The organism is Reinekea marinisedimentorum (assembly GCF_004341165.1).
Taxonomy (GTDB): Bacteria; Pseudomonadota; Gammaproteobacteria; order Pseudomonadales; family Natronospirillaceae; genus Reinekea; species Reinekea marinisedimentorum.
On record NZ_SLZR01000008.1, the window covers coordinates 151467 to 177075 of the forward strand.

The 25609-nt window shown below is 51.9% G+C and carries 27 protein-coding genes and 2 tRNA genes; 25 read left to right on the forward strand and 4 right to left on the reverse strand.

Annotation, left to right across the window (positions count from 1 at the left end; genetic code table 11):
- Nucleotides 1-42 precede the first annotated feature (42 nt).
- The 15 genes from BCF53_RS10805 to nadA all read left to right on the forward strand — a co-directional run bounded on the left by BCF53_RS10805 (nucleotide 43) and on the right by nadA (nucleotide 10661).
- Entirely contained in the window at nucleotides 43-762 is a 720-nt protein-coding gene (locus BCF53_RS10805; protein WP_132701744.1) for a YebC/PmpR family DNA-binding transcriptional regulator, read from the forward strand.
- A gap of 13 nt (nucleotides 763-775) precedes the next feature.
- On the forward strand, nucleotides 776-1297 hold the full coding sequence (ruvC, locus tag BCF53_RS10810) for a crossover junction endodeoxyribonuclease RuvC (protein ID WP_243645817.1): 522 nt from the start codon (nucleotides 776-778) through the stop codon (nucleotides 1295-1297).
- Nucleotides 1297-1929 carry a trimeric intracellular cation channel family protein gene (locus BCF53_RS10815; RefSeq protein WP_132701746.1) on the forward strand — a complete coding sequence of 211 codons (633 nt, stop codon included), beginning with the start codon at nucleotides 1297-1299 and terminating at the stop codon, nucleotides 1927-1929. The genes ruvC and BCF53_RS10815 overlap by 1 nt, the downstream gene beginning before the upstream one ends.
- Complete coding sequence (ruvA, locus tag BCF53_RS10820; RefSeq protein WP_132701747.1) at nucleotides 1926-2531, forward strand: Holliday junction branch migration protein RuvA; 606 nt, start codon at nucleotides 1926-1928, stop codon at nucleotides 2529-2531. The genes BCF53_RS10815 and ruvA overlap by 4 nt, the downstream gene beginning before the upstream one ends.
- Nucleotides 2532-2540: 9 nt before the next feature.
- Nucleotides 2541-3551 (forward strand): Holliday junction branch migration DNA helicase RuvB, encoded by a 1011-nt coding sequence (gene ruvB, locus BCF53_RS10825; protein WP_132701748.1) that lies wholly within the window; start codon nucleotides 2541-2543, stop codon nucleotides 3549-3551.
- A gap of 170 nt (nucleotides 3552-3721) precedes the next feature.
- Nucleotides 3722-4426, forward strand: coding sequence for a protein TolQ (tolQ, locus tag BCF53_RS10830; RefSeq protein ID WP_207902708.1), 705 nt, complete (start codon nucleotides 3722-3724; stop codon nucleotides 4424-4426).
- The gene (tolR, locus tag BCF53_RS10835; protein WP_207902709.1) at nucleotides 4426-4851 is read left to right on the forward strand and encodes a protein TolR; all 426 of its coding nucleotides are present in this window, start codon (nucleotides 4426-4428) and stop codon (nucleotides 4849-4851) included. Before tolQ ends, tolR begins: the two co-directional genes overlap by 1 nt.
- On the forward strand, nucleotides 4844-5707 hold the full coding sequence (gene tolA / locus BCF53_RS10840) for a cell envelope integrity protein TolA (protein ID WP_132701751.1): 864 nt from the start codon (nucleotides 4844-4846) through the stop codon (nucleotides 5705-5707). The genes tolR and tolA overlap by 8 nt, the downstream gene beginning before the upstream one ends.
- Entirely contained in the window at nucleotides 5704-7008 is a 1305-nt protein-coding gene (gene tolB, locus BCF53_RS10845) for a Tol-Pal system beta propeller repeat protein TolB (RefSeq protein WP_132701752.1), read from the forward strand. The genes tolA and tolB overlap by 4 nt, the downstream gene beginning before the upstream one ends.
- Nucleotides 7009-7099: 91 nt before the next feature.
- Nucleotides 7100-7657 (forward strand): peptidoglycan-associated lipoprotein Pal, encoded by a 558-nt coding sequence (pal, locus tag BCF53_RS10850; protein WP_243645819.1) that lies wholly within the window; start codon nucleotides 7100-7102, stop codon nucleotides 7655-7657.
- 60 nt (nucleotides 7658-7717) lie between these two features.
- Nucleotides 7718-8446 carry a tol-pal system protein YbgF gene (gene ybgF, locus BCF53_RS10855; protein WP_165901887.1) on the forward strand — a complete coding sequence of 243 codons (729 nt, stop codon included), beginning with the start codon at nucleotides 7718-7720 and terminating at the stop codon, nucleotides 8444-8446.
- 49 nt (nucleotides 8447-8495) lie between these two features.
- Nucleotides 8496-9170: a 7-cyano-7-deazaguanine synthase QueC gene (gene queC / locus BCF53_RS10860; protein WP_132701754.1), complete on the forward strand. Its 675-nt coding sequence runs from the start codon at nucleotides 8496-8498 to the stop codon at nucleotides 9168-9170.
- 130 nt (nucleotides 9171-9300) lie between these two features.
- Nucleotides 9301-9376 (forward strand) — tRNA-Lys (locus BCF53_RS10865).
- A gap of 29 nt (nucleotides 9377-9405) precedes the next feature.
- Nucleotides 9406-9481, forward strand: a tRNA-Lys gene (locus tag BCF53_RS10870).
- Nucleotides 9482-9611: 130 nt separating this feature from the next.
- Nucleotides 9612-10661, forward strand: coding sequence for a quinolinate synthase NadA (gene nadA / locus BCF53_RS10875; RefSeq protein ID WP_132701755.1), 1050 nt, complete (start codon nucleotides 9612-9614; stop codon nucleotides 10659-10661).
- Here the strand turns inward: nadA and BCF53_RS10880 are convergent.
- The gene (locus BCF53_RS10880; RefSeq protein WP_132701756.1) at nucleotides 10646-11947 is read right to left on the reverse strand and encodes a M48 family metallopeptidase; all 1302 of its coding nucleotides are present in this window, start codon (nucleotides 11945-11947) and stop codon (nucleotides 10646-10648) included. The two genes, nadA and BCF53_RS10880, sit on opposite strands and share 16 nt — an antisense overlap.
- Before the next feature lie 102 nt (nucleotides 11948-12049).
- Here BCF53_RS10880 and hisA point away from each other — a divergent pair, with 102 nt between their 5' ends.
- From hisA to BCF53_RS10895, 3 genes are read left to right on the forward strand one after another with little or no spacing between them, the layout of a single operon-like run.
- Complete coding sequence (gene hisA, locus BCF53_RS10885; protein WP_132701757.1) at nucleotides 12050-12805, forward strand: phosphoribosylformimino-5-aminoimidazole carboxamide ribotide isomerase; 756 nt, start codon at nucleotides 12050-12052, stop codon at nucleotides 12803-12805.
- Between the two features lie 35 nt (nucleotides 12806-12840).
- The gene (locus BCF53_RS10890) at nucleotides 12841-13089 is read left to right on the forward strand and encodes a sulfurtransferase TusA family protein (RefSeq protein WP_132701758.1); all 249 of its coding nucleotides are present in this window, start codon (nucleotides 12841-12843) and stop codon (nucleotides 13087-13089) included.
- A complete protein-coding gene (locus tag BCF53_RS10895) occupies nucleotides 13086-14171 on the forward strand; it encodes an AI-2E family transporter (protein ID WP_132701759.1) in 1086 nt (361 codons plus the stop codon). The genes BCF53_RS10890 and BCF53_RS10895 overlap by 4 nt, the downstream gene beginning before the upstream one ends.
- Nucleotides 14172-14203: 32 nt before the next feature.
- Here the strand turns inward: BCF53_RS10895 and BCF53_RS10900 are convergent, their stop codons facing one another.
- Complete coding sequence (locus tag BCF53_RS10900) at nucleotides 14204-14692, reverse strand: peroxiredoxin (protein WP_132701760.1); 489 nt, start codon at nucleotides 14690-14692, stop codon at nucleotides 14204-14206.
- A gap of 139 nt (nucleotides 14693-14831) precedes the next feature.
- On the opposite strand from BCF53_RS10900, the gene dapA reads away from it, so the two are divergent.
- From dapA to bamJ, 7 genes are all read left to right on the forward strand, one after another.
- On the forward strand, nucleotides 14832-15707 hold the full coding sequence (gene dapA / locus BCF53_RS10905; protein ID WP_132701761.1) for a 4-hydroxy-tetrahydrodipicolinate synthase: 876 nt from the start codon (nucleotides 14832-14834) through the stop codon (nucleotides 15705-15707).
- A complete protein-coding gene (locus tag BCF53_RS10910) occupies nucleotides 15708-16286 on the forward strand; it encodes a hypothetical protein (protein ID WP_132701762.1) in 579 nt (192 codons plus the stop codon).
- Nucleotides 16286-17053 carry an MBL fold metallo-hydrolase gene (locus BCF53_RS10915; protein WP_132701763.1) on the forward strand — a complete coding sequence of 256 codons (768 nt, stop codon included), beginning with the start codon at nucleotides 16286-16288 and terminating at the stop codon, nucleotides 17051-17053. The genes BCF53_RS10910 and BCF53_RS10915 overlap by 1 nt, the downstream gene beginning before the upstream one ends.
- A gap of 179 nt (nucleotides 17054-17232) precedes the next feature.
- A complete protein-coding gene (locus tag BCF53_RS10920) occupies nucleotides 17233-18048 on the forward strand; it encodes a TIGR04219 family outer membrane beta-barrel protein (protein ID WP_165901888.1) in 816 nt (271 codons plus the stop codon).
- A 166-nt stretch (nucleotides 18049-18214) separates the two neighbouring features.
- Nucleotides 18215-19633: an NAD(P)H-hydrate dehydratase gene (locus BCF53_RS10925; protein ID WP_132701765.1), complete on the forward strand. Its 1419-nt coding sequence runs from the start codon at nucleotides 18215-18217 to the stop codon at nucleotides 19631-19633.
- A gap of 170 nt (nucleotides 19634-19803) precedes the next feature.
- A complete protein-coding gene (locus tag BCF53_RS10930) occupies nucleotides 19804-21261 on the forward strand; it encodes a hypothetical protein (RefSeq protein ID WP_132701766.1) in 1458 nt (485 codons plus the stop codon).
- A 139-nt stretch (nucleotides 21262-21400) separates the two neighbouring features.
- Nucleotides 21401-22123: a BamJ family beta-barrel-assembly machinery protein gene (gene bamJ / locus BCF53_RS10935; protein ID WP_132701767.1), complete on the forward strand. Its 723-nt coding sequence runs from the start codon at nucleotides 21401-21403 to the stop codon at nucleotides 22121-22123.
- 238 nt (nucleotides 22124-22361) lie between these two features.
- Here bamJ and BCF53_RS10945 read toward each other — a convergent pair whose 3' ends face one another.
- Both BCF53_RS10945 and BCF53_RS10950 read right to left on the reverse strand, forming a co-directional pair.
- Nucleotides 22362-23933 (reverse strand): ATP-binding cassette domain-containing protein, encoded by a 1572-nt coding sequence (locus BCF53_RS10945; protein WP_132701769.1) that lies wholly within the window; start codon nucleotides 23931-23933, stop codon nucleotides 22362-22364.
- The gene (locus tag BCF53_RS10950; RefSeq protein ID WP_132701770.1) at nucleotides 23930-25606 is read right to left on the reverse strand and encodes an ABC transporter ATP-binding protein/permease; all 1677 of its coding nucleotides are present in this window, start codon (nucleotides 25604-25606) and stop codon (nucleotides 23930-23932) included. Before BCF53_RS10950 ends, BCF53_RS10945 begins: the two co-directional genes overlap by 4 nt.
- Between the last annotated feature and the right edge of the window lie 3 nt (nucleotides 25607-25609).

A 25609-nucleotide genomic window follows, 5' to 3' on the forward strand; every position in this document is an offset into this window, starting at 1 on the left:
TCAACGGAAATATCTGAATTTTTAGCATGTTAAGAGGTGACTATGGCTGGTCATAGTAAATGGGCGAATATCCGCCATCGTAAGGCTGCGCAAGATGCCAAACGCGGCAAAATTTTCACCAAGATTATTCGTGAGCTGGTTGTAGCAGCCAAATCTGGTGGCCCCAACCCGGAAGACAACCCGGCGCTGCGCAGTGTTATTGATAAGGCACTCGGCGCCAACATGAAACGCGACACCATCGATAAGGCCATTGCCCGCGGGGCCGGAGCCGGAGATGGCGAAAACTTTGAAGCCATGACCTATGAAGGCTATGGCATTCAGGGGGTTGCTGTGTATGTGAAGTGCCTTTCCGACAATAAAAACCGCACCGTCAGTGAAGTGCGCCACGCCTTTACTAAAACTGGTGGTAACCTGGGTACCGATGGTTCGGTGGCCTATCTGTTCTCCAGTGTCGGTCAGTTGTTGCTGGAAAAGGCCGATGAAGATGCGCTCATGGAGGTTGCATTGGAAGCCGGAGCAGAGGATGTCATCGCCAGTGACGACGGCAGCTTTGAAGTACGCACCGCACCGGAAGATTTTATGACCGTTAAACAGGCGCTGCTCGATGCCGGCTATGAGCCTGAAGGTGAAGTCACTATGGTGCCGAGTACCGAAGTGGATATTGAAGGCGAATCTATCGAAAAAGTTCAGCGTTTGATCGATATGCTTGAAGATCTGGATGACGTTCAGGCCGTCTACACCAACGCAAACTTTATCGAATAATAGGAAATCTGCATTGGCGCTGATTCTTGGTATTGACCCGGGCTCACGAAAAACCGGTTTCGGAGTCATCAATCAGGTGGGCTCGCGGCTGGAGTACGTTGCCAGTGGCGTGATCCGTGTGCATAAAGAGCCCTCCATGCCGCTTCGGCTCAACCTGATCTACGACTCGCTGACTGAAATTATTGAACAGTATTGCCCGCAACAGATGGCAATTGAAGAAGTCTTTATGGGCCGTGGGCCGGATGCCGCCATTAAACTGGGGCAGGCGCGTGGGGTTGCTATTCTGGCCGGTACTCAGGCGCAGCTGGAAGTCTTTGAATACGCCGCCAGAAAGGTAAAGCAGGCGGTTGTCGGCAACGGCAATGCCGATAAAGATCAGGTGGGCTACATGGTGCAGTCGTTGTTGAAATTGCCCGGTGTGCCTCAGGAAGATGCTGCCGATGCGCTGGCTGTGGCGGCCTGTCACGCCTATACCGTCACCGGCTTGGTCAATATTACCGGCGCGTCCCACTCCAGAAGAGGGCGGTTGGTGTAATGTTGATTCTTTACTGGATTGAACTGTTTGGTGTCGCCGTGTTTGCCATGGCGGGTGCGATTGAAGCCTGCCGTAAGCGTTTCGATCTGTTCGGTGTGCTGGTTCTGGCTTTCGTCACGGCACTCGGTGGCGGCACTCTGCGTGATCTGTTGCTGGATATTGCACCGCTGGCGTGGATCCGTGATCTTACGCTGGCTTATGTTGCGCTGGGTTCGGCGGTCATTACCTTTGTACTGGCCAAATTTATTAATATTCCCTTTAAGGCGTTGCTGTATGCCGATGCTGTCGGTTTGGCGGCCTTTACTGTCAGTGGCACGCAAACGGCCATTCATATGGACTTACCTTGCCTGGTGGTCGTGATGATGGGCATGTCCTCAGGCATCGTTGGCGGCATTATCCGCGACCTGCTGGCCAATGAAATACCTTTGATTTTCCGGCGCGATATATACGCGACCGCCACGCTGATTGGCTCGCTGAGTACCTATATTGTTCAGCAGGCAGGCCTGGCTCCTGAACTGTCTGTGGCCTTTGGTTTCATAATTGTATTGATCATTCGTCTCGCCGCGATACACTGGCAGCTGCATTTACCTGTGTTTATGCACAGTACTTCTTACAGGAATGAAAAATTATGATTGGTCGTATTCAGGGCGTGCTGCTGGAAAATAAAGCGCCAGATCTGCTTATAGATGTTCATGGCATTGGCTATGAAATTCAGGCTCCGCTCTCTACCGCCTTTGCCCTGCCTAAAATTGGCGACGTAGTTACCTTAAAGACGCATCTGGCCGTGCGTGAAGATGCCCATGTTCTGTACGGCTTTGCCACAGACCACGAGCGAACCCTGTTCCGTACGCTCATTAAAATCAGTGGTGTGGGGCCTAAGTTAGCACTTGCTATCCTCAGTGGTATGGAAACTGAACGCTTTATTCATTCCATTCAGGAGCAGGATCCGGCATCGTTGACCAAGATTCCCGGTGTAGGTAAGAAGACTGCTGAGCGTTTAATTGTGGAAATGAAAGATAAGCTGAATGCCCTGGGCAGTGCCGGCTCTCTGTTGATGGAGCCTCTGGGTGCGCTGAGCGCAGCAGCTGATTCGGTTGATCATCTGCAGGATGCTGAAAGCGCCCTGATCGCACTGGGCTATAAACCGGCTCAAGCGTCGAAATCGATCTCTAAGGTTGCAACCGATGGTATGAGCTCTGAAGAAATTATCCGCGCTGCCCTGAAGGCAATGTAAGGACTCACTATGATCGAAACAGACCGCTTCATCAGCCCTGTACCGCAATCTCCGGTTGAAACTCAGCATGACCGGGCGATACGGCCAGCCTTATTGCAGGACTATATTGGCCAGCCGGCTGTGCGTGAAAAGATGGATATTTTCATCGGTGCCGCCAAGAAGCGTGAAGAGCCCCTGGATCATACCCTGATCTTCGGCCCGCCGGGGTTGGGTAAAACTACCCTGGCTAACATTATCGCCAACGAAATGGGGGTGAATATCAAGACCACCTCCGGCCCGGTATTGGAAAAAGCCGGCGATCTGGCGGCTATGCTGACAAACCTGGAGCAGGGTGATGTACTGTTTATTGATGAAATTCATCGTCTGTCGCCAAACATAGAAGAAATACTCTACCCGGCGATGGAAGACTATCAGCTGGATATCATGATCGGCGAAGGCCCGGCCGCGCGCAGTATTAAGCTCGATCTGCCTCCCTTTACACTGGTTGGGGCGACGACCCGTGCCGGCCAGCTGACCTCTCCGCTGCGCGATCGTTTCGGTATTGTTGAGCGGCTGGAGTTCTATTCCGTACAGGACTTAACCACCATTGTGCTGCGCTCTGCCGGTAAGCTCGAAATAGAGGTAGAAAAAGAAGGTGCACATGAAATAGCCATGCGTTCACGCGGGACTCCGCGGATTGCCAACCGGCTGTTGCGCCGGGTGCGCGATTTCGCCGAGGTAAAATCAGATGGCCGTATCACGCAGGCCGTAGCTGATGGCGCACTGAATATGCTGCATGTTGATAAGGCCGGGTTCGATCATCTCGATAGGCGGGTACTGCTTGCGTTGATCGAAAAATTCAGCGGAGGCCCTGCCGGCATTGAGAACATAGCCGCGGCACTGAGCGAGGTGCGCGATACCCTGGAAGATGTCGTAGAGCCCTACCTGATTCAGCAGGGTTATCTCATTCGTACACCGCGTGGCCGAATAGCAACAGACCTGGCGTACCTGCATTTCGACATTGACCGTCCGCAAGCCTGAAACTGAGGCCTCGGTCACTATTCTGTTAAAACGGCGGACCCGCTCCGCTGCTTCTTTCATGCCCTTCTGCAAATGCCGCGAAAAATTCCTGAGCCCCGATTAAAGGTCACTGGAATTATTCGGTTTATTTCTTTAGCCTACGTTCAATTATTCAAACAAGGAAACACTCAGTGGGCGAGCAGCTTTCGTATTGGCAACTCATAGCAGATGCATCAATACTGGTGAAATTGGTTATGCTGGTTTTGGTCGGTTTATCTGTCACAACATGGGTATTTATCTGGGAGCGTCGCAATGTCTTGAGAGACTCCTTTAGAAAATTCGCTGCCTTTGAGGAGCGCTTCTGGTCCGGCATAGATCTGGCCCAGCTGTATCGGCAGGTCAATGCCAGCCCCGAAGAAAACAGCGCTGGTGAGGCTGTGTTCCGGGCGGGCTTTAAAGAATTTACCCGCTTGCGGCAACAGCACATTACCGATGCTGAGGGCATTATGGCCGGTTGTCAGCGTGCCATGCGTGTTGCTGTCAGCAAAGAGGCCGAACGACTGGATTCGCATTTAACCTTTATGGCGACTGTGGGTTCTACCAGCCCGTACATCGGCTTGTTCGGCACCGTTTGGGGGATTATGCATTCCTTCCTCGGTCTGGCATCGGTGACTCAGGTTTCGCTGGCTACCGTTGCGCCGGGTATTGCCGAGGCACTCATTGCAACGGCAATGGGGTTGTTTGCTGCCATTCCTGCTGTTGTCGCCTTTAACCGCTTTTCTGCGCGCTCAGAAAAAATGCTCAACAGCCTGGAAACCTTTACCGAAGAGTTTTCTGCCATTCTGCACCGGCAGGCGCACCTGCTGGAATCGCAACACCGTAAGCAGGCTCAATAATGAAAGTTCGGGTTCGGCGAAAGCCGGTATCAGATATGAACGTCGTGCCCTATATCGACGTCATGCTGGTGCTGCTTATTATTTTCATGGTTACGGCACCTATGCTGGTTCAGGGAGTCAGGGTTGATGTTCCAAAAGTGAACTCTGCGCCGTTGACCATTGATGAGAAAAACCAGCATTTGATTATTGCTCTGACCGCGGATGGCCAGGCGTTAATAGAACGTGGTGATGAAGAGCCAGCCAAGGTTGCAGACAGCGGCATTACCTCTTATGTCACCGGTATTCTCGATTCCGATCCCGGCCTGCAGGTGCTGTTGCGTGCCGATCAAAATGTGCTTTATGGCCGTGTCATGGGTGTAATGTCGAGCCTTCAGGCGGCGGGTATGGATTCCGTTGGGCTGATTACCGAGGCGCCCGATGAATAGCCTGTTGCCGGCACCGACAACGACTTTCGGCAAGCAGTATTCCTGGCCGATAGTGGGTGCTCTGGCACTTCATGCCGTCGTTGTGACACTGATATTCGGCTCCTGGAACTTTTCCCTGAGTAGCCATAAAGAGTTTGAGGTTCCGGACCACATCGTAGCCAGTGTTGTCACTATCGAGCAGCCCAAGGTTGCTCCCAAACCTGTCGTTAAGCCTCAGCCAACCCCTGCGCCAAAACCGGTGGTGAAGGAAACGCCCAAGCCCGTGGTTAAGGAAACACCGAAGCCAGTGGTGAAGCAAGAACCCAAACCGGAGCCGGTAGTCAAAGAGCAGCCTAAGCCTGTGCAAAAGCCTGTTACGGAAACCGTGCCGGAAGTAAAACAGCCGGAGGTTGCAGAACCAGAGCCGGAAGTTAAGCAGCCAGCGCTGGAAAGTGAGGAGGATCTGTTCAGTAACCTGCTTGAAGGGTTGGCGGCGGAAGAGGCCTCTATTAATGAGCAGATCGAGATTATCGAATCCAACCAGGCCAGACAGGCGCAGATAAAAGCAACGGTTTCCAGCCATGCGTCTATGATCAGAGCACAGATTGAGCAGCAGTGGTCGCGTCCGCCAGAATTGAGGCTGATGAGCCTGCAGGGCATCGAGGCGGTGGTGCTGGTGGAGTTGCTGCCAACAGGTGAATTACTGAAGGCTTCAATTACCCGGACTTCGGGCAATCAGCGGTTTGATGACTCCGTTCTGCGTGCCGTAGAGCGGGTAAGAAGGTTTAGTGTGCCAGAGAATTCAGAGGCGTTTGAACAGGGTGGTTTTCGCCGTTTGAACATTACCTTTAGACCAGAGGATTTAATGAATTTATGAAGCGAATTACCGCAACATTAAAAGTATTTTTAATTGCCTGTAGCCTGATTTCGCCATTCGCATTGGCGGATTTGGATATTGTGGTCACCAAGGGTTATGACTCCCAGACAAAAATTGCTGTTGTGCCATTTTACTGGGGCGGCAGTTCAACCCTGCCTGAGCGTGTTGATAACATCATCGTCAGTAACCTGACCAGAACCGGGCGTTTTGAGCCTATGGATGCCGGGAAGATGCTCAGCCAGCCTTCCACTGAAGAGGCCGTTTACTATCGTGACTGGCGTCTGCTCAGTCAGGAGTACGTGGTCATCGGCCATATGGAGCCGTTAGCCGGAAATCGGGTGAAGGCGGAAGTGGCACTGTTTGACGTCGTTAAAAGTAAGCGGGTCTTTAAGGTCAGTCAGGAGATTGGTGTATCTCAGCTTCGCGATTTTGGCCACTCCCTGTCAGACCTGATCTATGAACGCATTACCGGTGTGCGCGGCGTGTTTTCAACCCGGATCGCTTTTGTTACCCGTGATGCGAAAGGTGCAGACAATTTTGAGTATCGCCTGCAGGTAGCCGATGCAGACGGGCAACGGGCAAGAACGGTTTATAAATCGTCAGAACCCATTATTTCAGTGACCTGGTCTCACGATGGTAAAAAGGTTGCCTTTGCGAACAAGGTGGGTGACCGCTGGAAGATCTTTATTCAGGAGCTCAGTACCGGTCGGATCAGTTCAATCTCTGATGCCAGGGGCTACACCAGCGCGCCATCGTTCTCTGCAGATGGTCGATATCTGGCTTACGTTTCCAGCGAAAAAAACAGCCCGGAAATTTATTTATACGATTTCCAGACCGGCAGTTCCAAGCGTCTGACACGCAATACCTACATTGATACGGAGCCTAGTTTTTCGCCAGATTCAAATTACATTGTCTATACTTCTGAAAAGGGAGGTAGACCACAAATCTACCAATATAGCCTTGCGACGGGCCGTTCAGAGCGTCTAACCTTTGAGGGTTCGCAAAATTTACGGGCGCGTTACAGCTCCGATGGTAAATATCTGGTGTTTATCCAATTGCGTGAAGGACGGTTCCACGTTGCCTCGATGGATATGGCAACAAAAGACATCAGGGTTCTTACAGAGACAAATCTGGATGAATCGCCATCGATCGCTCCAAATGGCACTATGCTGATCTATTCTACTCAGCAGGGTAATAAGGGAATTCTTGCCTGGGTGTCGCTTGATGGTCAGGTAACTAACCAGATGGCCTCGAATTTTGGTGATGTTATAGAGCCTGCTTGGTCTCCCTACTTGAACTGAATCTAAAAGCAGTTCAAGATGGTAACCCTAGCTGGGTTAAGAAACGAACCAACTAATTAAACTAAAAATATCTGATATATGGGATCGGAAAATGGCTAAATCCAAACTATTAACAGCTGCTGCGTTGTCTTCTGCTTTAATTCTGGTTGCTTGTGGTGGTAACACTCAAGACGAAGATGCTACCGCAACGACAACGATGACTGAAACTGATACTTCTTTAGAGACCGTTCTGGAAACTGAAGAAACGATCGCACTGGAAGTTGAACAGGTTGAAGCAGATGTAGTTGATGCTGATGACATGATGGACGACATGATGAGTGACCTGATGGACATGACTCTTGTTTTCTTCGAGTTCGATAAGTTCGACATTAAAGCTGAATACCGCGATATGTTAGATGCACACGCTGCATACCTGGCTAAATCCGGCGCTAAAGTTGTTCTAGAAGGTCATGCCGATGAGCGTGGTACTCGCGAATACAACCTGGCTCTGGGTGAACTGCGTGCTAAGCAAGTTGCGGCATACCTGCAGGTGAAAGGTGTTTCCGCTTCTCAGATTGATGTCGTTAGCTACGGTGAAGAAAAGCCACTGGCTATCGGTAAAACTGAAGCTGAATACTCTCAGAACCGTCGCGTAGAGTTTGTTTATTAATAAGACGGGTCTATGACTAAAAGAGTAAACATAAGTGCTGCCTGTTTAGGCGGCACTTTTTTGATTTGCAGTTTATTTGCTTCAGCTGAAGTGCCGGTCGTGCAGTCTCAGGCCGACCATGTTGCCACTTCGAGCAGTGCGGTGCCTCTTAACCGTACCCAAAATACCAATGGTCCCAGTACCGAACTGATTGAAACGCTGATGTTTCAGGTGCAGCAGCTGGAATCGACCGTCGCTGAACAGCGTGGTCTGATTGAAGAGTTGTCTTATCAGGTTCAGGTTTTACAGCAGGAACAGAAAGAGCGTTATATCGATCTGGACAATCGCATCCAGTCTATTCAGCAGCAGGCGGTAACTACCGCAGCAACGACTCAGGCGGTGCCGGTAACTGACGATGCTCAGACTGCACTGACCGATGAAGAAATTCTGGCGCAATACAACGCGGCCACTGCACTGATGCAGGAACGTAAGTTTGATGAATCGATTGCCCGCTTGTCCGAGTTTGCGCAACAGCACCCCGATCACCCTTTAACACCCAATGCCTGGTATTGGACGGGTGAAATTTACCTGGTACAGCGTCAGGTTGAATCTGCCAGAACCTCCTTTGAAAAGGTGGTGGCTGATTATCCTGATCATGCCAAAGTGTCGGATTCTCTTTATAAGCTCGGCGTGATTGCGCAGCAGGGCTCTAAGCCAGAGCTGGCAAAGACGTATTTTGAGCGGGTTATTAAAGACTACCCCAGCACCCAGAGTGCGAAGCTTTCAGAAGCGCGGCTCAACAGTAACTAATCTCTCGCTGAGCCGCTTCCGGCTTGGCACTAATTTTATGTGGTGATTTATGACCAAGAAAGCGATTGTATTGCTCAGTGGCGGTTTGGATTCGTCTACCGTTCTGGCAAAAGCAAAAAAAGATGGCTATGAAGTGTATGCATTGAGCTTCGATTATGGCCAGCGTCACGATGCCGAGCTGGATGCTGCGCGAAACATCGCACGGCGTGAGAATGTTGCGGAACACAAAGTTGTGCCGATGAACCTTCGTACCATAGGTGGCTCAGCCTTAACCGATGACACCATCGACGTGCCGACAGAAGAGAGTGAAGGCATTCCGGCAACCTATGTTCCTGCGCGTAATACAGTGTTTTTGTCGATAGCGCTGGGCTGGGCCGAAGTGGTCGATGCGGATGCGATCTTTATTGGTGTCAGCGCGGTTGACTATTCCGGCTATCCGGATTGCCGGCCGGAGTATATCGCGGCCTATGAAACCATGGCTAACCTGGCCACCAAGCGCGGTGTTGAGGGGCGTCCGGTAAAAATTGAAACGCCGTTGATTAACCTGACTAAGGCCCAAACGGTAGAGCTGGGGCTTTCTCTGGGTGTGGATTACTCACTGACGGTCTCCTGTTACCAGGCGAATGAGAACGGTGAAGCCTGTGGTCAGTGCGATTCTTGCCGTCTGCGTAAAAAGGGCTTTGAGCAACTCGGCGTTCAGGACCCGACCCGTTACGCTGTCTGAAATCTGTTCAATCGCGTGATTCAGGCGGGTTTCTGAGTTTTCTTTTGGAAAAACAACAACTTGGCGCGTTTTTTTTTGAAATAGGGGTTGCAACTGAAAGAAAATTCCCTATTATATGCGCCTCCTTAGGGGGTCGTTAGCTCAGTCGGTAGAGCAGTTGGCTTTTAACCAATTGGTCATAGGTTCGAATCCTATACGACCCACCAACTTTCTTAAGTTGTTTTAAGGGCTATATGGGTTGTTAGCTCAGTCGGTAGAGCAGTTGGCTTTTAACCAATTGGTCATAGGTTCGAATCCTATACAACCCACCAGTTTACGCAAAAAAGGAGAGCATTCGCTCTCCTTTTTTGTATCTGTCCTATAAGCTTGTTCAACATAACTGTAGAATTGCAGTCGTATCGAAATTCCCCGTTTAATTGCTAAAAATGGTTCCATCGCAAAATGATATCTAAAGCCAGTCTTTCAGACCTTAAGATCGATTTCGAAGTCCCTATTGCAGAGCGAGCAAGTGAGCTCAGCAGAGAGCAGGTTGCTCAGTATCACGATGAGATTATTCCGCTGCTCAAAGAGCAGAATGCGGTATTGGTGGCTCACTACTATTGCGACCCTCTGGTGCAGGAGCTGGCAGAGAAGTCTGGCGGTTTTATTGGTGATTCCTTAGAGATGGCGCGATTTGGCCGTGATACCGAGGCCGATACTGTTCTGGTCGCCGGTGTGAAGTTTATGGGTGAAACAGCAAAGATTCTCAGCCCGGAAAAGCGCGTGCTGATGCCAACGCTGGAAGCGACCTGTTCTCTGGATTTGGGCTGCCCGGCAAAAGAGTTCAGTGATTTCTGTGATCAGCACCCGGACCGGACCATTGTTGTCTACGCCAACACATCGGCTGCCGTGAAGGCCCGTGCTGATTGGGTTGTGACCTCAAGTATTGCCTTAGATGTGTGTGAGTATCTGGACCGCAAGGGCGAAAAGCTGTTGTGGGCTCCGGATCAACACTTAGGTTCTTATGTGCAGAAGCAAACCGGTGCCGATATGCTGCTCTGGAACGGCAGCTGTATAGTGCATGAGGAATTCCGTGCCAAGGGTCTGAAGGATATGAAAGCGATGTATCCGGAAGCTGCGGTGCTTGTGCACCCGGAATCACCGGATGCCGTGGTGGAACTGGCCGATGTCGTTGGCTCTACAACGCAGCTGCTGGAAGCGTCTGCAACTCTGCCTAACCCGCAGTTTATCGTTGCTACCGATCGTGGCATTTTCTACAAGATGCAACAGCGTTCGCCTCAGAAATCGTTCATTGAAGCGCCTACCGGCGGTCAGGGTGCTCAGTGTAAGAGTTGTGCTCATTGCCCGTGGATGGCAATGAATGATCTGGAGCGTATTAAATCTGAATTGGTTACGCCGGCTAACGAAGTTTTGGTTGCGCCGGAGCTTATTGAAAAGGCTGTGGTTCCGCTGAACCGTATGCTCGACTTTACCAGTCAGCGGAAGCGCTGATAACGTCGTTCCATTTCTGTCAGCATTACTCGCCTGCGGGCGAGTAAATTGCTGCTCGTTTCATCCTGAATAACCCTTCTTAAAAACTGAATCGCTCTTTGCTCCTGCCCGGATTGCCAGAGTTCTTGCGCATACCATTCCGGGTGCTGATTCGGTTGGCAGTGCAGCGAAACCTCTCTCATGACCGAAATAACATCCAGCGTTACATAGTCTGAATTGATCAGGTCGCGAAATTCAAAGTAGCTGTCGCAGAGCCGTGCGGTATCGTCCGTTTCTTCCAGCAGTTCCAGCCTGCGGAGGTAGGCCGGTAAAAAGCCCCGATGCGCTGTGATCAGGTTGTCCAGATTGTTCAGGTGCCCGGTGGTGTCTTCGGTGCGGCTGTATTCATGCTCATACCAGCCAAACAGCACGTTAGGGTCTGTTTGCAGGCTTTCCGGTTGCCATCCGTCATACGGGCTTGCTGTGCGAACGCCTTTCTTTTGCAGAATGAAATACCGCAGAGCATCGAAGGCCGTGGGTTCACTGGCTTGCCCGGATTGCTCTGTCGGCTGCTGGTTATCCAGACGTGCTGCCCGGGTACTGCCGTAAGGGTGGGTTTGCAGGAACTCATAAGATCGACTGCCCAGAGACGCGCTGGACAGGCGCTGAAAGAATGACCTTGCGGCGGTAGGGTCGTATTCACTTCCTTCCATCAGCTCCTGACCGTACTGGTCTGCCTCCAGCTCCATAGCCTGAGAGAAGTTGCGGCTGTTTTGACTGGCAGCAGCCATGGAGCCGAGCCAGGCCGCACTGGCAATGTCTGCGTTTTCCTGAGCAAAGAGAATGGCCAGTATAATGCCGGTCGTGGCCAGCCAGCGTTGGTCAGACTGGTTGTCAGTCAGGCGCAGAAAATGGTCGAGTGTCAGGTGAGACATTTCATGGGCAAGGACGGAAAGAAACTCATCTTCGGTGTCCGCGAATTCCCAAAGCCCCAGGTGCAGGCCAATAAAATTACCCGGCATGGCAAAGGCATTCACACTCAGGCTGTTCATATTCACGATGATGGCGGTATCGAGCGGCTTCGGGCTTCGCAGGTTCAGGTCGAGAAAGCGCTGCTTTACCCAATATTCCGGCCAGAACTGGTTTAACAGGGCGTTTTTTCCGTTCAGGCCGCGAACGGCGTAATCGCGAAAGTCTTCACTTTCTACCGCTGTCCAGTCGATCTGACGGTCGCCAAAGTCGGCAAAGGCGGGTGCGCCATGAATCAGCAGTGTTGCCAGAAAAAGATTCTTAATTATATTTCGCATGTAGATAGCAGATTGCTTAAACTTGGCGCTAGTTTAAATCATCTCAATTTAATTGCCGCAGCTAATTTTTGTGTGCAACAGACAGGCAGTAGACCATACCTTATGAAATTCAGACCCTGTATAGACCTGCACGATGGTCAGGTAAAGCAGATTGTTGGTGGTTCGCTCAACGACAGCGGACAGAACCCCGCGACTAATTTTGTCTCTTCAAAGCCCTCATCCTGGTACGCCAACCTGTACCGGGAAGACAATCTGCTGGGTGGGCATGTCATTAAACTGGGCGCCAACAATGATCAGCCTGCGAAAGAAGCGCTGGCAGCCTGGCCCGGTGGTTTGCAGATAGGTGGTGGCATTACTGCTGAAAACGCATCCGGTTGGATGCAAGCCGGTGCCGCAAAGATCATTGTCACCTCTTATGTGTTCAGTGAAGGCCGCGTCGACTTTTCCAGGCTGGAGAAACTGGTTTCTGAAGTCGGTAAAGAGAATCTGGTTCTGGATCTCAGCTGCCGGCAAAAGCAGGGGCAGTACTTTGTGGTCACTGACCGCTGGCAAACCTTTACCGATACTGCGGTTGATGCCGACTCGCTGGCGCAATTAAGCGACTACTGCTCGGAATTTCTGATCCACGGGGTCGATGTTGAAGGCTTGCAGCAGGGTATGGATGAAACGCTCATTGCCTTGCTGGCCGAGAATGTCAGCATTCCCTGTGTTTATGCCGGCGGTGTGCGCTCGTTCGAAGATTTACAGAAGCTGAAAGCGGCGGGTAACGGTAAAATTGATGTGACGGTCGGTTCCGCTCTGGATTTGTTCGGTGGAAAGTTGCCTTACCGGCGCGTTGTTGATTTTTGCAACTCATGAACAACGATCAGCAGGAAAAGACGGGTGTCTCCATTATGAATTCTGACGAAACAGGTTCAGTTACTATTGATACAACCGGCATGAGATGCCCAATGCCGTTACTAAAACTGAAACAGGCACTGAATACCATCCGTGCCGGTGAATGTATTCAGCTGGTGTCGACCGATGCCGGTTCGCAGCGGGATATTCCGGCTTTTATAGCCATGACCAATCATGAACTAAAGCAGCAATGCGAGCGCGAAGGCGAATACCGCTTTTGGGTTATTAAAGGAGACGCAGTTTGAAATTCCTTGGGGTCGTTAAGGACTTTTTCACCAGATATTTTTCTGACGAAGAAGCGATTATTCTTGTTTTGCTGGCGCTGCTGACATGTATTCTGCTTTACATGTTCGGGTCAGTTTTAGCACCTCTTTTTGCGGCAATTATTCTTTCTTATCTGCTTTCTCCCATTGTTGATCGCCTGCAGAAATTTAAGGTGCCGCACACCCTGGCGGTCGTTCTGGTATTTCTGTTCTTCTTTGGCACTCTGTTTATTGCGCTGGTGACTATTATTCCGGCTCTGGTGAAACAGATCACTGCACTGGTGGGTGATATTCCTCAGATGATGCGGCATTTTCAGCAGGAGATCGCCAAGCTGCCTGAAAAGTACCCCGAAATAGTTTCAGAAGAGCTGGTACTGCAATGGGTTTCCAGTCTCGACCTGAATCAGGTCGGTCATCAGTTGACCGGATGGGTGCCGAATGTAGTGACATTCTCGCTGAATACGCTGCCGAGTGTGCTGGGTGTACTGGTTTACGCTGTGGTGGTTCCGTTGATGGTGTTCTTTATTCTTAAAGACCGTGAATACCTTTGGGAGAGTTTCAAGTCGATGCTGCCGAGTCGTCGTCAGCTGATGAACCGGATTGCACTGGAAATGAACCAGCAGATTGCCAACTATATTCGCGGCAAGTTCATCGAGATTCTGATCGTCGGTGGTGTCTCTTTTGTCACCTTTGTGTTGCTGGGCCTAAACTACGCTGCTCTGCTTGCGGTTCTGGTTGGCTTCTCGGTGTTGATCCCCTACATTGGTGCAACGGTGGTGACCATTCCGGTGTTTGCTATTGGTGCCTTCCAGTGGGGCTTTACCTCGGAGATGTACGGGGTCATGGTGGCCTACCTGATTATTCAGATACTGGATGGCAACGTACTGGTGCCGTTGCTGTTCTCGGAAGCGGTTAATTTACACCCGGTGGCGATTATCGTTGCTGTCATTATTTTTGGTGGTGTCTGGGGCTTTTGGGGTATCTTTTTTGCCATACCGCTGGCGACGCTGGTCAAGGCTGTTGTGGGTGCCTGGCCTAAGCATATCAACGCTGAAGGTGCTTAACTGCACGTTTGATCGAGCAGGCTGAATTGTCTTCAGCCTGTTTGTTGGTCTTCAAGTTCTAAGCGCTGCTCAATATAGCTGATCACTTCCTGAACGTGGTTTTTAACATCCACTTCCCGCCATTCCTTCGACAGAATGCCCTGCTCGTTGATCAGAAACGTGCAGCGGTTAAGGCTGACGATAGGCTTACCGAATAGTTCTTTTTCACGCAGTACGTTGAACATTTTGCATAGATTGCTGTTGCTGTCGGAAATCAGCTCAAATGGCAGAGCCTGAGATTTTTTAAACGCCTCGTGGCTTTCCAGCGAGTCTCTGCTGACACCGAACACCAGGGTGTTGGCCTTGCGAAACCGCTCGTAATTGGCTGCAAAATTCTGGTTTTCAATCGTGCAGGCAGGCGTGTTGTTTTTAGGGTAGAAGTAAAGAATGATCCGATAACCTGTCAACGCTCTGAGTTGAACATTTTTATGACTTGTCGCGGGTACGATAAAGTCAGGTACAGCCTCACCGGTGTGAACCATGTAACCCTCCCTGTAGTTTGTATGATTTTTAGTCAGGCACAGTGAAGTATGGTCCATATTTTGATTTTTGCCAGTCAATCAGCTTGTGCTGCAGATGGGTGCTCAGTACCATTGCGCTATTGTGTAGGAGAGAATAATTATGATCACCGGCAGTATCGTCGCTATTGTTACACCCATGAATACAGATGGCTCCATCGCCTGGGAGAGCCTGCAAAACCTGATTGAATTCCACATCGTAAACGATACCGCAGCCATTGTTATTGTCGGTACAACCGGCGAGTCTGCAACGCTGGATATGGATGAGCACGAAAAGGTCATTAAGTTCACTGTAGAAACCTGTGCCGGTCGTATCCCGGTGATTGCGGGTACCGGTGGTAACTCAACTTCCGAAGCGATTCACCTGACCAGCGCGGCCAAGCGTGTTGGTGCAGATGCAGCACTGATCGTAACCCCTTATTACAACAAGCCATCTCAGGAAGGCTTGTATCAGCACTTTAAGAAAATCGCGGAATCGGTCGATATCCCTCAAATTCTTTATAATGTACCGGGCCGCACGGCCGTAGATATGCTGCCGGAAACCGTACTGCGTTTGGCCGAACTGCCAAATATTATTGGTATCAAAGAGGCGACCGGTGACATTGACCGCGCTAAATTCCTGGTTGAAAACGCACCGGAAGGCTTCGCGCTTTATACCGGCGATGACGCTACCGCGCTGGAGTTTATGCTCTGCGGTGGTCACGGCGATATTTCAGTAACAGCCAATGTTTCCCCCAAAGCGATGGCCAGTATGTGTAAGGCGGCTTTGGCCGGTGACCGCGAACTCGCTGAGCGCATTAATATGTCTCTGGAGTCGCTGCATAAAAGTCTGTTCCTGGAGTCTAACCCGGTTCCGGTTAAGTGGGCATTGAACCTTATGGGGTTGATTCCGGATGGTATTCGCTTGCCTCTGGTTCCACTGGATGCTCAATATCATGAAGCAGTCACCAACGCTCTGGCGGAAGCAGGTATCATCTAAGTGAATTTAAAACTCGTTACTTCTGTTGTTTTATGCGCAGCCCTGCCTTTGTTTGGCTGCTCCTCCAAGCCGATCTCCGTTGAGTACGATCCAACGCAAACCTCAACCACTGACTGGTATCCGATTCCTGCAGATGCGCCGTCGACGGTTGAGTATACGGAATTTACAGTACCGCAGAACGAGGCGTTTGTTGGTGAGGCCAATGAAGTCCGGGAGCGTTCAGCGTTAATCGTTGCAGAGCTCAAAGACAGCCTGGGCAACAGCTCACTGCGGTTCAATCGTACACCATCGTCCACCTGGGAGCTGCTCGATGCCGCCCTGCAGGAACTCGAGGTCGCACTCGACGACAAGAACCGTTCCGAGTATCGCTTTGAACTGGAAAAAATCCGTAAACCGGGGCTATACAACCGGATTATGGGCATTTACGAAGAACAGCTGAGCCTGGTTCTGATCCCTCAGGAAAACGACACCCTGGTGATTGTTGAAGGCGAGGGCGATGAAGTGCCATCTTCACCGGTCGCAGAAAATCTGTTGCAGGATCTGTTTGCTCACTTCAAGAAAGGGCCTGCGGACCGCTAATGAAAGTTGCTTCTTTAGGCAGTGGAAGCAAAGGAAATGCGACAATCATTGAAGCCGCCGATACCCGAATACTGATCGACTGCGGCTTCGGCCTGAAAGACATTGAACAGCGCCTTAAGAGTAAGGGCATTGCACCGGAGAGCCTGAGCGCCATACTGGTAACCCACGAACATGGTGATCACCTGAAGGGTGCGCCGATGTTGGCTAACCGCTATCGTATTCCGCTATGGCTAACTCATGGAACGGCGCGCTCGATCAAGCGCCCTGTGGCAACGTTAAACCTGTTTCATACCGGTCAACGGTTGTCGATTGGGGCGCTGGATATTCAGGCGGTGACCGTTCCTCACGATTGTGCTGAACCCTCTCAATTTGTGGTGCGCCATGGCGGCTTCAGCGTGGGGCTGCTCACCGATATTGGCTCTATAACCAATCATGTCATCAAAGAGTTCCATCAGTGTGATGTATTGCTGCTGGAATTCAATTACGACCCCGAAATGCTGCAGAATGGCCCCTATCCGCCAAGCCTGAAGCGGCGGGTCAGCGGTAATTTCGGCCACCTGAGTAATCACCAGGCCGTTGCCATGCTGCAAACCGTGAACCGCGCCAGACTCCGTCATCTGCTGATTTCCCATATCAGCGAGCAAAACAACGATGAGCAGTTGGTGCGCGAAATATTGGCGCCGGAACTGACAAATTTTGACCTTAATGTCGTCTTTTTATCGCAGCAGGATGGCTGTGACTGGATTCGACTGCAGTACGTTGACTGAATTTTGACTTCAGTTCGCCTCGGCTAAGTCCGTCATTTAAATGGCGTTGCACTCGCCGGTCCAGCCGTATTATCTGGCCTCTGACCCCAGGCCCGCCGGTAAAGGTTGAATTTTAATTAGACTTTTCATTTTTCAGTATTAAATTAAACAATGACCAGAACACAATTTGGGAAACAATGATGAATAAATACCTTTTAGCCGCGTCGCTGGTATTGGCGGTGCCTTTTGCAAGTGCAAAACCAATGATCTCCATTGATGCCGGTGCTGGCTGGGGCACAAATGGCATTAACGATGACAGCACCCTGATGGATGGCACATTTGATCTGACGGGTGACAACAGCAGTAGCGAACCCTACGGCCTGAATCAGGAAGGCAACAGCGGCTTTTATGGCTGGATGAAGGTTTCCTGGCCGATCCTGCCGGATGTGAAAGTGAAGTATGAAAGCATGGTGCTGGAGGGGGACAGTAATTTCACCTATTCAGAAACGGTATATGGCGAAGATTTCGAAGTAAATGGTGACGTTTCCTCGGAACTGGATCTGTCTCACCTGGATATCGCACTGACCTACGGCCTGCCATTACCGATGGTGGATATTGATCTGGGTATCAACGCCCGTTCTATGATCGGTGGCTTCAGTGCCGATTTTGAAAGCGACAGCGGAGATTCCAGCGTCGATGCACCGTTCAGCGATATCCCGCTGATCATTCCAATGGGCTACATCAGTGTCGCCGGTACGATTCCATCCACTGACATTAAGCTGAGTGGTGAACTGAGTGCGCTGCCATTTGGTGACTCCAGTGTTTCTGACTGGAATATCAAGGCAACCTGGTACGCACCACTGCCAACCAACATGCTGGCTCAGCTAGGCCTGGAAGCGGGCTACCGTTCTTTCAACATGACCATCGATGGCGAGCTGTTTGGTGAAGATGTTTCAGATTACGCAACCGATGTGACCGTGAGTGGTTTCTTCATGGGCGCTGCCTTCCACTTCTGATTCGCTGACAGCGTTACCCCGTTCAATGAATGCCCTGCTAAGCAGGGCATTTTTGTTTGGCAGCTATTATTTCTGAGTATCACTTAACTCATGTCAGTTAAAGGCGTGTTGACCCCTGTGGGGTGATCTATATTGACTGAACCCTCTCAAAAAAAGGACATCGGCAATGGGTATAGTGTGTACGGTACAGGATGTACAGCAACTGGAACGAGAATGGGCGTCAGACCATGACGGTTCCACGTGGGGGTTAATGGTCGCTGCATCACAGAGTTTTGTGGCGCGTTTCCAAGCAGATTTCGCTGGCCGGCGAGTACTCGTCGTCGCCGGTAATGGTAACAATGGCGGCGATGGCTTCTACATTGCCAAGCTGCTGTTGGAGCAGGATGTGAAGGTTTCGGTTGCCACGCCATTGGGCTTGCCACCCGACAATATCGATGCCTTCCGGGCCTGTCAGGAATACCAGGCAGCCGGTGGCCAGATGGATGAACACCTGGAGTCAGCTGAAGCCGACTTGCTGGTGGATGCATTGTTCGGTGTGGGCCTGAACCGGCCATTGTCCGGCAAGGCGCTGGTTACAGTTACGCGGATAAATCGACTGAACCTGCCGGTCTACGCGGTGGATATTCCTTCCGGGTTGCATGCTCAAACCGGTGTTTGCCAGCCGGTAGCGGTTCATGCCTGTGCAACCCATACCTTTATTGCCTATAAACCGGGCCAGCTGACGGCTGCCGGGCCTGCCCTGTGTGGTGAGCTGACACTCGATTCACTGGGTATACAGAGTACTTCCAGCTGGCGCTACGCGCGTGCCTTTGAGCCTTGCCTGCCGGCCCGCCAGGGCGCAACCCATAAGGCGGAACACGGCAACTTGCATGTTGTTGGCGGGCTTAAGAACATGGCTGGTGCCGCCATCATTACTGCAACCAGTGCCCTGAATGCCGGAGCAGGCCGGGTGTTTCTGCATTGTCACGAGTTGGGTCATGCGGCGGCTTTGGCCAGAGCCCCGGAGCTGATGACCCGCGATGTACAGCGACTGCTGGAAGAGCCACCCGAGGGAACCTATGTTATTGGCCCTGGTATGGGCATGAGTTCGCTGGCCATGCAGCTCTGGCAGGTGCTGCTGCCAAAGGCAAAGGGGGTCATGGATGCCGATGCGCTGAGATTGCTGGCGGCACAACCGGTGCCGGTCTCCGGCTGGGTTTTGACCCCGCATGAAAGCGAGGCTGCCGCACTGCTGGGTGTCACCAGTGCAGATATCAAGGCAGACCGGCTCGACAGTGCACAGGAACTGGCTTCTAAATATCAGACAACGGTGGTGCTTAAAGGAGCAGGAACCATTGTTGCCACAACGGAAGATATCCGGTTCTGTTACGCCGGTGCGCCGGAGATGTCGACCCCGGGGATGGGCGATTGTCTGGCGGGGATTATTGGTTCCCTGATCGCGCAGGGTTTGTTGCCCGAACAGGCCGCCGTTGCCGGTGTAAACTGGCACGCGCACCTGGGTGCGAAACTGGCCAGAAGGCAGCGGATTGTTCTGGCCAGCGATATTATTCCGTTGCTGAAGCAAATTCCGGATCTGGCTGATTAACAATCAACCAAAGGTTTGGCAATATTTGAACTTCATAACAGTCTGCAGCCGTAACTGTTGCCATAATGCTGCGCCTGATCTGTGTGTCAGAAAATATTAAGAATTTTGCTTGGAATGCGTCAAAGTACTGAACCAGACTCGGTTGCTGGTAATAGCTCGGGAGGCTAATAATGACCTGGATAATCATACCGGAAAGACCTGTAGTTTCGGCGTTGCTGCTGGCGGCGCTGTTGATTGCCTTTCTGTATTTTGCACGCAATCCAATGCGCGCCAGTCTGTACAAGGCTTCCCGTCTGCTCATTTCTGTATTGAGGCTGCAGTCCAGGGCGCTCAGCCGGGTGATCGGCAGTGTCAGGCAGCGTAACCGCGAGACTCTGCTGGAGCTTGGCCAGCAACAAATAGAGCGTAAGCTTGAGCGCGACTTCCACCATGTTAACGAGATCGTGGCAAATGACTTATCCAGCTACCCGGCGCTGCAGCAGAATATTTCGCAGCTGATTACCGGGCTGGAAGAGGACTATCATAAATCTGCGGAAACACCGCCCGTTTCCCCGGACTGGATAGAGGCGATCGATGCCATTGTTAACCTGAAAGAGGCGCAAAAGGGTAACGCCAACATTGCCAAGGTGTTGTCCGAGCTGTGCACCAGCCTGGAAGCGCAGCAAAAGAAAACGCTCGAAACCTACCGCAGTGGTGTTTCAACCCGCCATAAATTGCTGCATGCCATGATGCCGCATTGGCGCAAGCTGAATAATACCGTAGAGCGGGTTGGTGGCCTGCTGAAAAACCTGACCATCAAGGCCAACGAGATCGACCAGTCCATGACCCGTTACCGCGAGATTCAATCCGGCTCAGAAAAGGCAGAGCGGATGCTGCAGGTATCGTCGTTTAATGGTCTGATTAAATCCGTTGTTATCCTTGCCTGCCTGGCCGCGGGGGCATTTCTGAATTATCACCTGATATCCACTCCGTTATCGCAACTGCCCAGTGCCGGTGGAACCATCGGTACGTACAGTGCAGCTCAGGTGTACAGCGTGACGATCGTATTAATGGAGCTGGTTGCCGGCCTGTTTCTACTGGAGGCTCTGCATATAACCCATATGTTTCCGGCATTTGGCGCGCTGGAAGAGCGTAAACGCCAGTACCTGGTTCGGGCTTCCTTTGGTTTTATTCTGCTCTTTGCGGTTGCCGGCGGGGCCTTGGCATACCTGGGCACTCAGGAAAACGCCGACAGTGTTGCCTTGCTGTTTGCACTGACCGGTACAGAACCTCAGAGCCTCAGCGCCGGCTTTGCTATTCGGCAGGCGATCCCTCAGGCTGCACAGATGGTGCTGGCGGTGTTTTTACCCTTTGTACTGATGTTTGCAGCCATACCATTTGAGTCACTGGTTGATAGCAGCCGTGTAATCCTTGGCATACTGGTCGTTCAGGTTCTGAATATTCTGTTGCTGGTGCTGCGATTGCTGGCCGCGGTCGTCCGCTACGGTTGTGATATCATCCTGTCGCTTTACGATGTGATCGTCAGCCTGCCTTTGTGGCTGGAGTCCAAATTGCACAGCGCTGAAATCAAAAACAAAACAGAAAGCCCGGTGGCTGATAATGGCCACGAGCTTGGTAATATCAAATAGTGAACCAGACCCTGCTTTAACGGTCAGAGTCCAGTAAACGCTCTGGATCACTAAAACCACAGCCGATAGACTTCCCGCTCTTTTTGCTGTTTTATCAACAGGGTTCGAACCCTGTTTTTTTATCTATTGAGGACAATAAATGAAATTTGTGAATATCAAAGGTCTGGCGGTTACTGCCACACTGGCGATGGCCATTTCTGGCTGCGCACAAGCTGTCAGTTCTACGGAGCCTGCATCTCTGGATACCGATGAGCAAAAGGCGTCGTACGGCATTGGTTATGGCTTTGCATCAAATCTGAAAGCTCAGACTGAGGGCATTGAATTAAGCTCGGAAGCGCTGGTTCAGGGTGTCCTTGATGCATTTGAAGAGAACGACATGGCTGTGACCGAAGCCGATGTTCAGGCCGCAATTACTGCGCTGCAGCAAAAGCAAATCGAAATTCAGGCGGCTGAAGCGGAAGCTCAATCGCAGGTTGCCCGTGAAGCCGGTGAAGCATTCCTGGCTGAAAACGCCAAGAAAGAAGGCGTTACCACCACCGAATCCGGTCTGCAGTACGAAGTTCTGGAAAGCAGCGGCAGTGACGAGCACCCAACAGCAGAAAGCACTGTGAGCGTTCACTACCACGGTACTTTGGTAAACGGTACTGTTTTTGACAGCTCTGTTGAGCGCGGTGAGCCTATCGATTTCCCATTGGCTAATGTGATTCAAGGCTGGACTGAAGGTGTACAGCTGATGTCTGTTGGTGACAAATACCGCTTCTTCATCCCGGCTGACCTGGCCTATGGTGACAATCAGGTAAGCCCGGATATCCCACCGGGATCCACCCTGATCTTTGAAGTTGAGCTGCTGGATATCATGTAAGCCCAGCAAATGATGAGAAAGCCTTCCTCATGGAAGGCTTTAGGTTGTCGATAAACCCTGCCGACGAAAAGGTATCGCTTAAATGGACCGCTGCAAGTATCGTCCTGATACGCTCGACGAAAACATCCATGTTTTCGACGTCCATTTAAGCGATACCTTTTCACCGGCTCGAAAGCTGCGGCAACTTTGTCATCAGTCTGAAAGCCTTCCTCATGGAAGGCTTTTTTTTGCCTGAAGATCAGTCGTTCAGGCGAATGGTGTTGGTGATTCGGAGGTTTTTCGGAGTCAGATGCGAGGCGATCAGCAGCAGCTTGGTTTTCGCCATTTCATTAAGCCGGCTGGCCAGCAGTTCTGCGGTTTTCTCATCCAGGCCTTCAAAGGGTTCATCCAGTAACCAGACCGGTTTATCGCTTAAATAGGCGCGTGCCAGCATGATGCGTTTCTTTTCACCCCCGGAAACAGGTTTGCCTTCCGGCCCCAACCAGCCTCTTAGGGTGGTTTCATTGGCCCAGCCGGGTAAGCCTGCCCAGATCAGCGCGTTATAGAGCTGCTCGGAGTCTGGCGTATTGTCTGCCGCCATGATCAGGTTTTGCGCCAGTGTATCTGAAAAGATATGGCTGAACTGTTCGCCATAAAACAGGTAGGCGCAACGCTCTGCCTGGCTAAGCTGTTGCAGCGGCAGGCCGGAAACTTCGGCGCTGCCGGAATAATCAAGCTCGCCACTCAGGGCATCAAACAGGCTGGATTTACCGAAGCCGGAAGGGGCCGTGAGTAAATAGCTGCCGCTGCCGTGAATCTGAAACGAAGCGGGCTGGCCGGTGTTCTCACCCCGTTGCCAGCGGAAGTTATCCAGAACGACTGAAAGCGCTGCCTCGTTTACCGGCTTGGGCAGGGAGAAGCTGGCAGGCCTGGAGAATTCTGCGATTTTTTCGGCGCTGCGCTGCATCTTGGCGCGTTGCTCGGTGGAATTCAGGACCGGTCCAAACCAATCGCGTACCGAAACAGACAGTACCAGCGGGATGGCCCACAAGGCAGAAGGTTCGGTCATTGTCATCACCGATGAAGCCAGCCAGAGCGGCCAGATAAACCCTAGGGCGATCATCGTAGTCTCGGTGATGCTGATCAGTAATAGCTGGCGCTGACGTGCCTTAAAGACGTTGTCGGCAGCCTTGGCGACCTGCTCGCCGTTCAGCCAGTCCTCGCGCAAGTGCCAGAGCGAGCTAACGCTGAGCCACTGGTGCTGAGCCTGGTAGTAAACCCGGTATTGCTCATCCAGGTTGTGCTCGGCTTTGAGGTTCACCACCGCGAACAAGCCGGCAAGCGCAGCCAGAACACTCAGCAATACCAGCCAATAGCCGATGACCGCAGGAATCAGCATGACGAATACCAGCGAAACCCCGGCAATACCGGCTGCAGCGCTGATAAAGGGGTTGTGGATGCCGGACCAGCGGCCTGAAAAGCGTTCCGAATCTTCCTGCAGCACTCTGGCAGTCTGTTCGGCGTCGACGTAGTTTGAGGCGCTGAAGTTGCTGCTGAGCAGCCGGTAGCGGATATCTTTCAGGTCGGCCAGCAGGCTCAGGTGACCCGCGTACTTTTCGAAATAGCTGGAGAAGATACGCACGATTGCCAGAAAGCGGATAACGGCCGCGGGAATAATATAGTTAAAACCGGCCAGTACGCCGGCATGTCCGGCAACGGCGCAGGCGGCAATAAACCAGGCCGAAAGCGCCAGCAGAATAATGCCGCTGCCCAATTGGCAAATGGCGAGTATCAGGCTGATTGCCCGGTTTAGGGTGACATTCTGGCTCATGAGCAGGTGACCTCGCCATTTGCTGAAACGCGCCAGTGGCGGTTGAACTGATCGGCGGCAATCTGCTTATGGCTGATCCAGACAGACGTTTTCGCCTCCGTCAGGTTCAGCATCAAGTCCAGTACGCTGGCCTGTTCATCTTCTGAAATATGCGCCAGTGGTTCATCCAGCAGAACAATGGGTAAATCGAACAGCACCAGCCGGGTCAGCGCAAAGCGCTGTTTCTGGCCGCCGGAAAGCGGAGGGAAATCGCCCAGCCGGGTGTGGATGCCCTGTGGCTGTGTACTCAGCCATTCGCTCAGGCCCACCTTTTCGATGGCGTCGATAACGTCATCGTCATTGAACTGACCCAGGCCGATGTTTTCAGCCACGCTTCCGGCCATCAGTGCCGGGCTTTGACCAAGGTACAGGATGCGGTTTCTGATAAGCGTCAGGTCTGCAACCGGCTGGCCGTTCAGTTCGATGCTTTCAGCGCTCAGCTCGCGCAAGCCTGCCAGTACATCGAGCAGAACGGTTTTGCCAGAGCCGGATTCGCCACTGAGCAGTATGCGGTCGCCGTCGTTGATCTTGAGTTCAGCGATGCTGAGCAGCTGTCTGTCTGTACTGCTGACAAGGCCCTGCACGCTGGCCCGGCAGATTTGAAGATTGGTAAACGTCTCAGTCGGAGTGTTTTCGCGTACAACCGGCTCGGCAGTTAATACCTGTTGCCAGGATTCAGCACCGGCGACGGCTTCCGCCTTAACATGATAAAGCCGGCCAAGCTGTTTCAGCTCTGCGAAGAATGCCGGCGCAATCAGCAGTATGAACAGGCCGCTGCCCAGGCTGGGGCCATGTTGCCAGAAGCCGATATTGATCTCGCCAAGCAAGCTGAAGCCGATAAATACCGCCAGCAGGGCCATGGATACGGTGGAGAAGAAATCGAGCACCGAAGAAGACAGAAATGCCACCCGAACGACATCGGCCAGGCGCTTGTTCAGCTCGATGCTGGAAAGTTCAAAGCGCTCAAGCTGAGCCTGCTGCTTATTGAACAGGCGTACCGTCGATTGACCGGCAATGCGGTCAGCAAAGAATTGGCCGAGATGATTCAGTACCCGAATATGGCGGTTGTGCATCTTTGCTGCACCTACGCCGACCAGCCACATAAACATTGGAATCAGTGGCAGGGTGATGAACAGGATCAGCGCGGCCAGCCAGCTGATCGGAGTGATAATGACTAAAACAAACACAGGCATAAGGCCGATGAGCATCTTCTGAACTTCAAATTCCAGAATGTATTGCTCAATGGCCGGCAGGTGGCGGAACAGAATGTCCTGCCAGGCTGCCTGGGGTTTGCTGCGAATCAGCGCCCAGCGCTTTTCACTCAGCTGAAACAGGAATTTGGCGTAAAACAGCCGGTTAAGTTTCAGCCCGGCACGGGTTCGCAAGCGGGTATGAAGCAGGCGGAAGCCGATAAACAGCGAAACGGTCACAGCCGCCTTTAAAAAAGGATAGGGCGGCTCCGTACCATCGAGCCAGCTTTCCAGCCAGTAAGAGGTTATATAGAACCAGTACCAGAGTGACATGGATGACAATGCCGAAAAGGCAGTCAGGCCCAGCTGGCTGGTTCGCAGTGGTTTTCTCAGAAATGAAAAGGCCGACAACGCAGTTGCCGGCCTGGATTTACGTGATCGCAAAAA

Excerpts from the sequence above, each read along its gene's own strand:
- queC (WP_132701754.1), top strand. The coding sequence starts at position 8,496 with ATGACCAAGAAAGCGATTGTATTGCTCAGTGGCGGTTTGGATTCGTCT.
- BCF53_RS10815 (WP_132701746.1), top strand. The coding sequence starts at position 1,297 with ATGTTGATTCTTTACTGGATTGAACTGTTTGGTGTCGCCGTGTTTGCC.
- dapA (WP_132701761.1), top strand. The coding sequence starts at position 14,832 with ATGATCACCGGCAGTATCGTCGCTATTGTTACACCCATGAATACAGAT.
- bamJ (WP_132701767.1), top strand. The coding sequence starts at position 21,401 with ATGAAATTTGTGAATATCAAAGGTCTGGCGGTTACTGCCACACTGGCG.
- BCF53_RS10915 (WP_132701763.1), top strand. The coding sequence starts at position 16,286 with ATGAAAGTTGCTTCTTTAGGCAGTGGAAGCAAAGGAAATGCGACAATC.
- BCF53_RS10945 (WP_132701769.1), bottom strand. The coding sequence starts at position 23,933 with ATGAGCCAGAATGTCACCCTAAACCGGGCAATCAGCCTGATACTCGCC.
- ruvA (WP_132701747.1), top strand. The coding sequence starts at position 1,926 with ATGATTGGTCGTATTCAGGGCGTGCTGCTGGAAAATAAAGCGCCAGAT.
- nadA (WP_132701755.1), top strand. The coding sequence starts at position 9,612 with ATGATATCTAAAGCCAGTCTTTCAGACCTTAAGATCGATTTCGAAGTC.
- BCF53_RS10890 (WP_132701758.1), top strand. The coding sequence starts at position 12,841 with ATGAATTCTGACGAAACAGGTTCAGTTACTATTGATACAACCGGCATG.
- BCF53_RS10920 (WP_165901888.1), top strand. The coding sequence starts at position 17,233 with ATGAATAAATACCTTTTAGCCGCGTCGCTGGTATTGGCGGTGCCTTTT.
- hisA (WP_132701757.1), top strand. The coding sequence starts at position 12,050 with ATGAAATTCAGACCCTGTATAGACCTGCACGATGGTCAGGTAAAGCAG.
- tolB (WP_132701752.1), top strand. The coding sequence starts at position 5,704 with ATGAAGCGAATTACCGCAACATTAAAAGTATTTTTAATTGCCTGTAGC.
- BCF53_RS10930 (WP_132701766.1), top strand. The coding sequence starts at position 19,804 with ATGACCTGGATAATCATACCGGAAAGACCTGTAGTTTCGGCGTTGCTG.
- BCF53_RS10925 (WP_132701765.1), top strand. The coding sequence starts at position 18,215 with ATGGGTATAGTGTGTACGGTACAGGATGTACAGCAACTGGAACGAGAA.
- tolR (WP_207902709.1), top strand. The coding sequence starts at position 4,426 with ATGAAAGTTCGGGTTCGGCGAAAGCCGGTATCAGATATGAACGTCGTG.
- tolA (WP_132701751.1), top strand. The coding sequence starts at position 4,844 with ATGAATAGCCTGTTGCCGGCACCGACAACGACTTTCGGCAAGCAGTAT.
- BCF53_RS10880 (WP_132701756.1), bottom strand. The coding sequence starts at position 11,947 with ATGCGAAATATAATTAAGAATCTTTTTCTGGCAACACTGCTGATTCAT.
- pal (WP_243645819.1), top strand. The coding sequence starts at position 7,100 with ATGGCTAAATCCAAACTATTAACAGCTGCTGCGTTGTCTTCTGCTTTA.
- ruvB (WP_132701748.1), top strand. The coding sequence starts at position 2,541 with ATGATCGAAACAGACCGCTTCATCAGCCCTGTACCGCAATCTCCGGTT.
- BCF53_RS10900 (WP_132701760.1), bottom strand. The coding sequence starts at position 14,692 with ATGGTTCACACCGGTGAGGCTGTACCTGACTTTATCGTACCCGCGACA.
- BCF53_RS10805 (WP_132701744.1), top strand. The coding sequence starts at position 43 with ATGGCTGGTCATAGTAAATGGGCGAATATCCGCCATCGTAAGGCTGCG.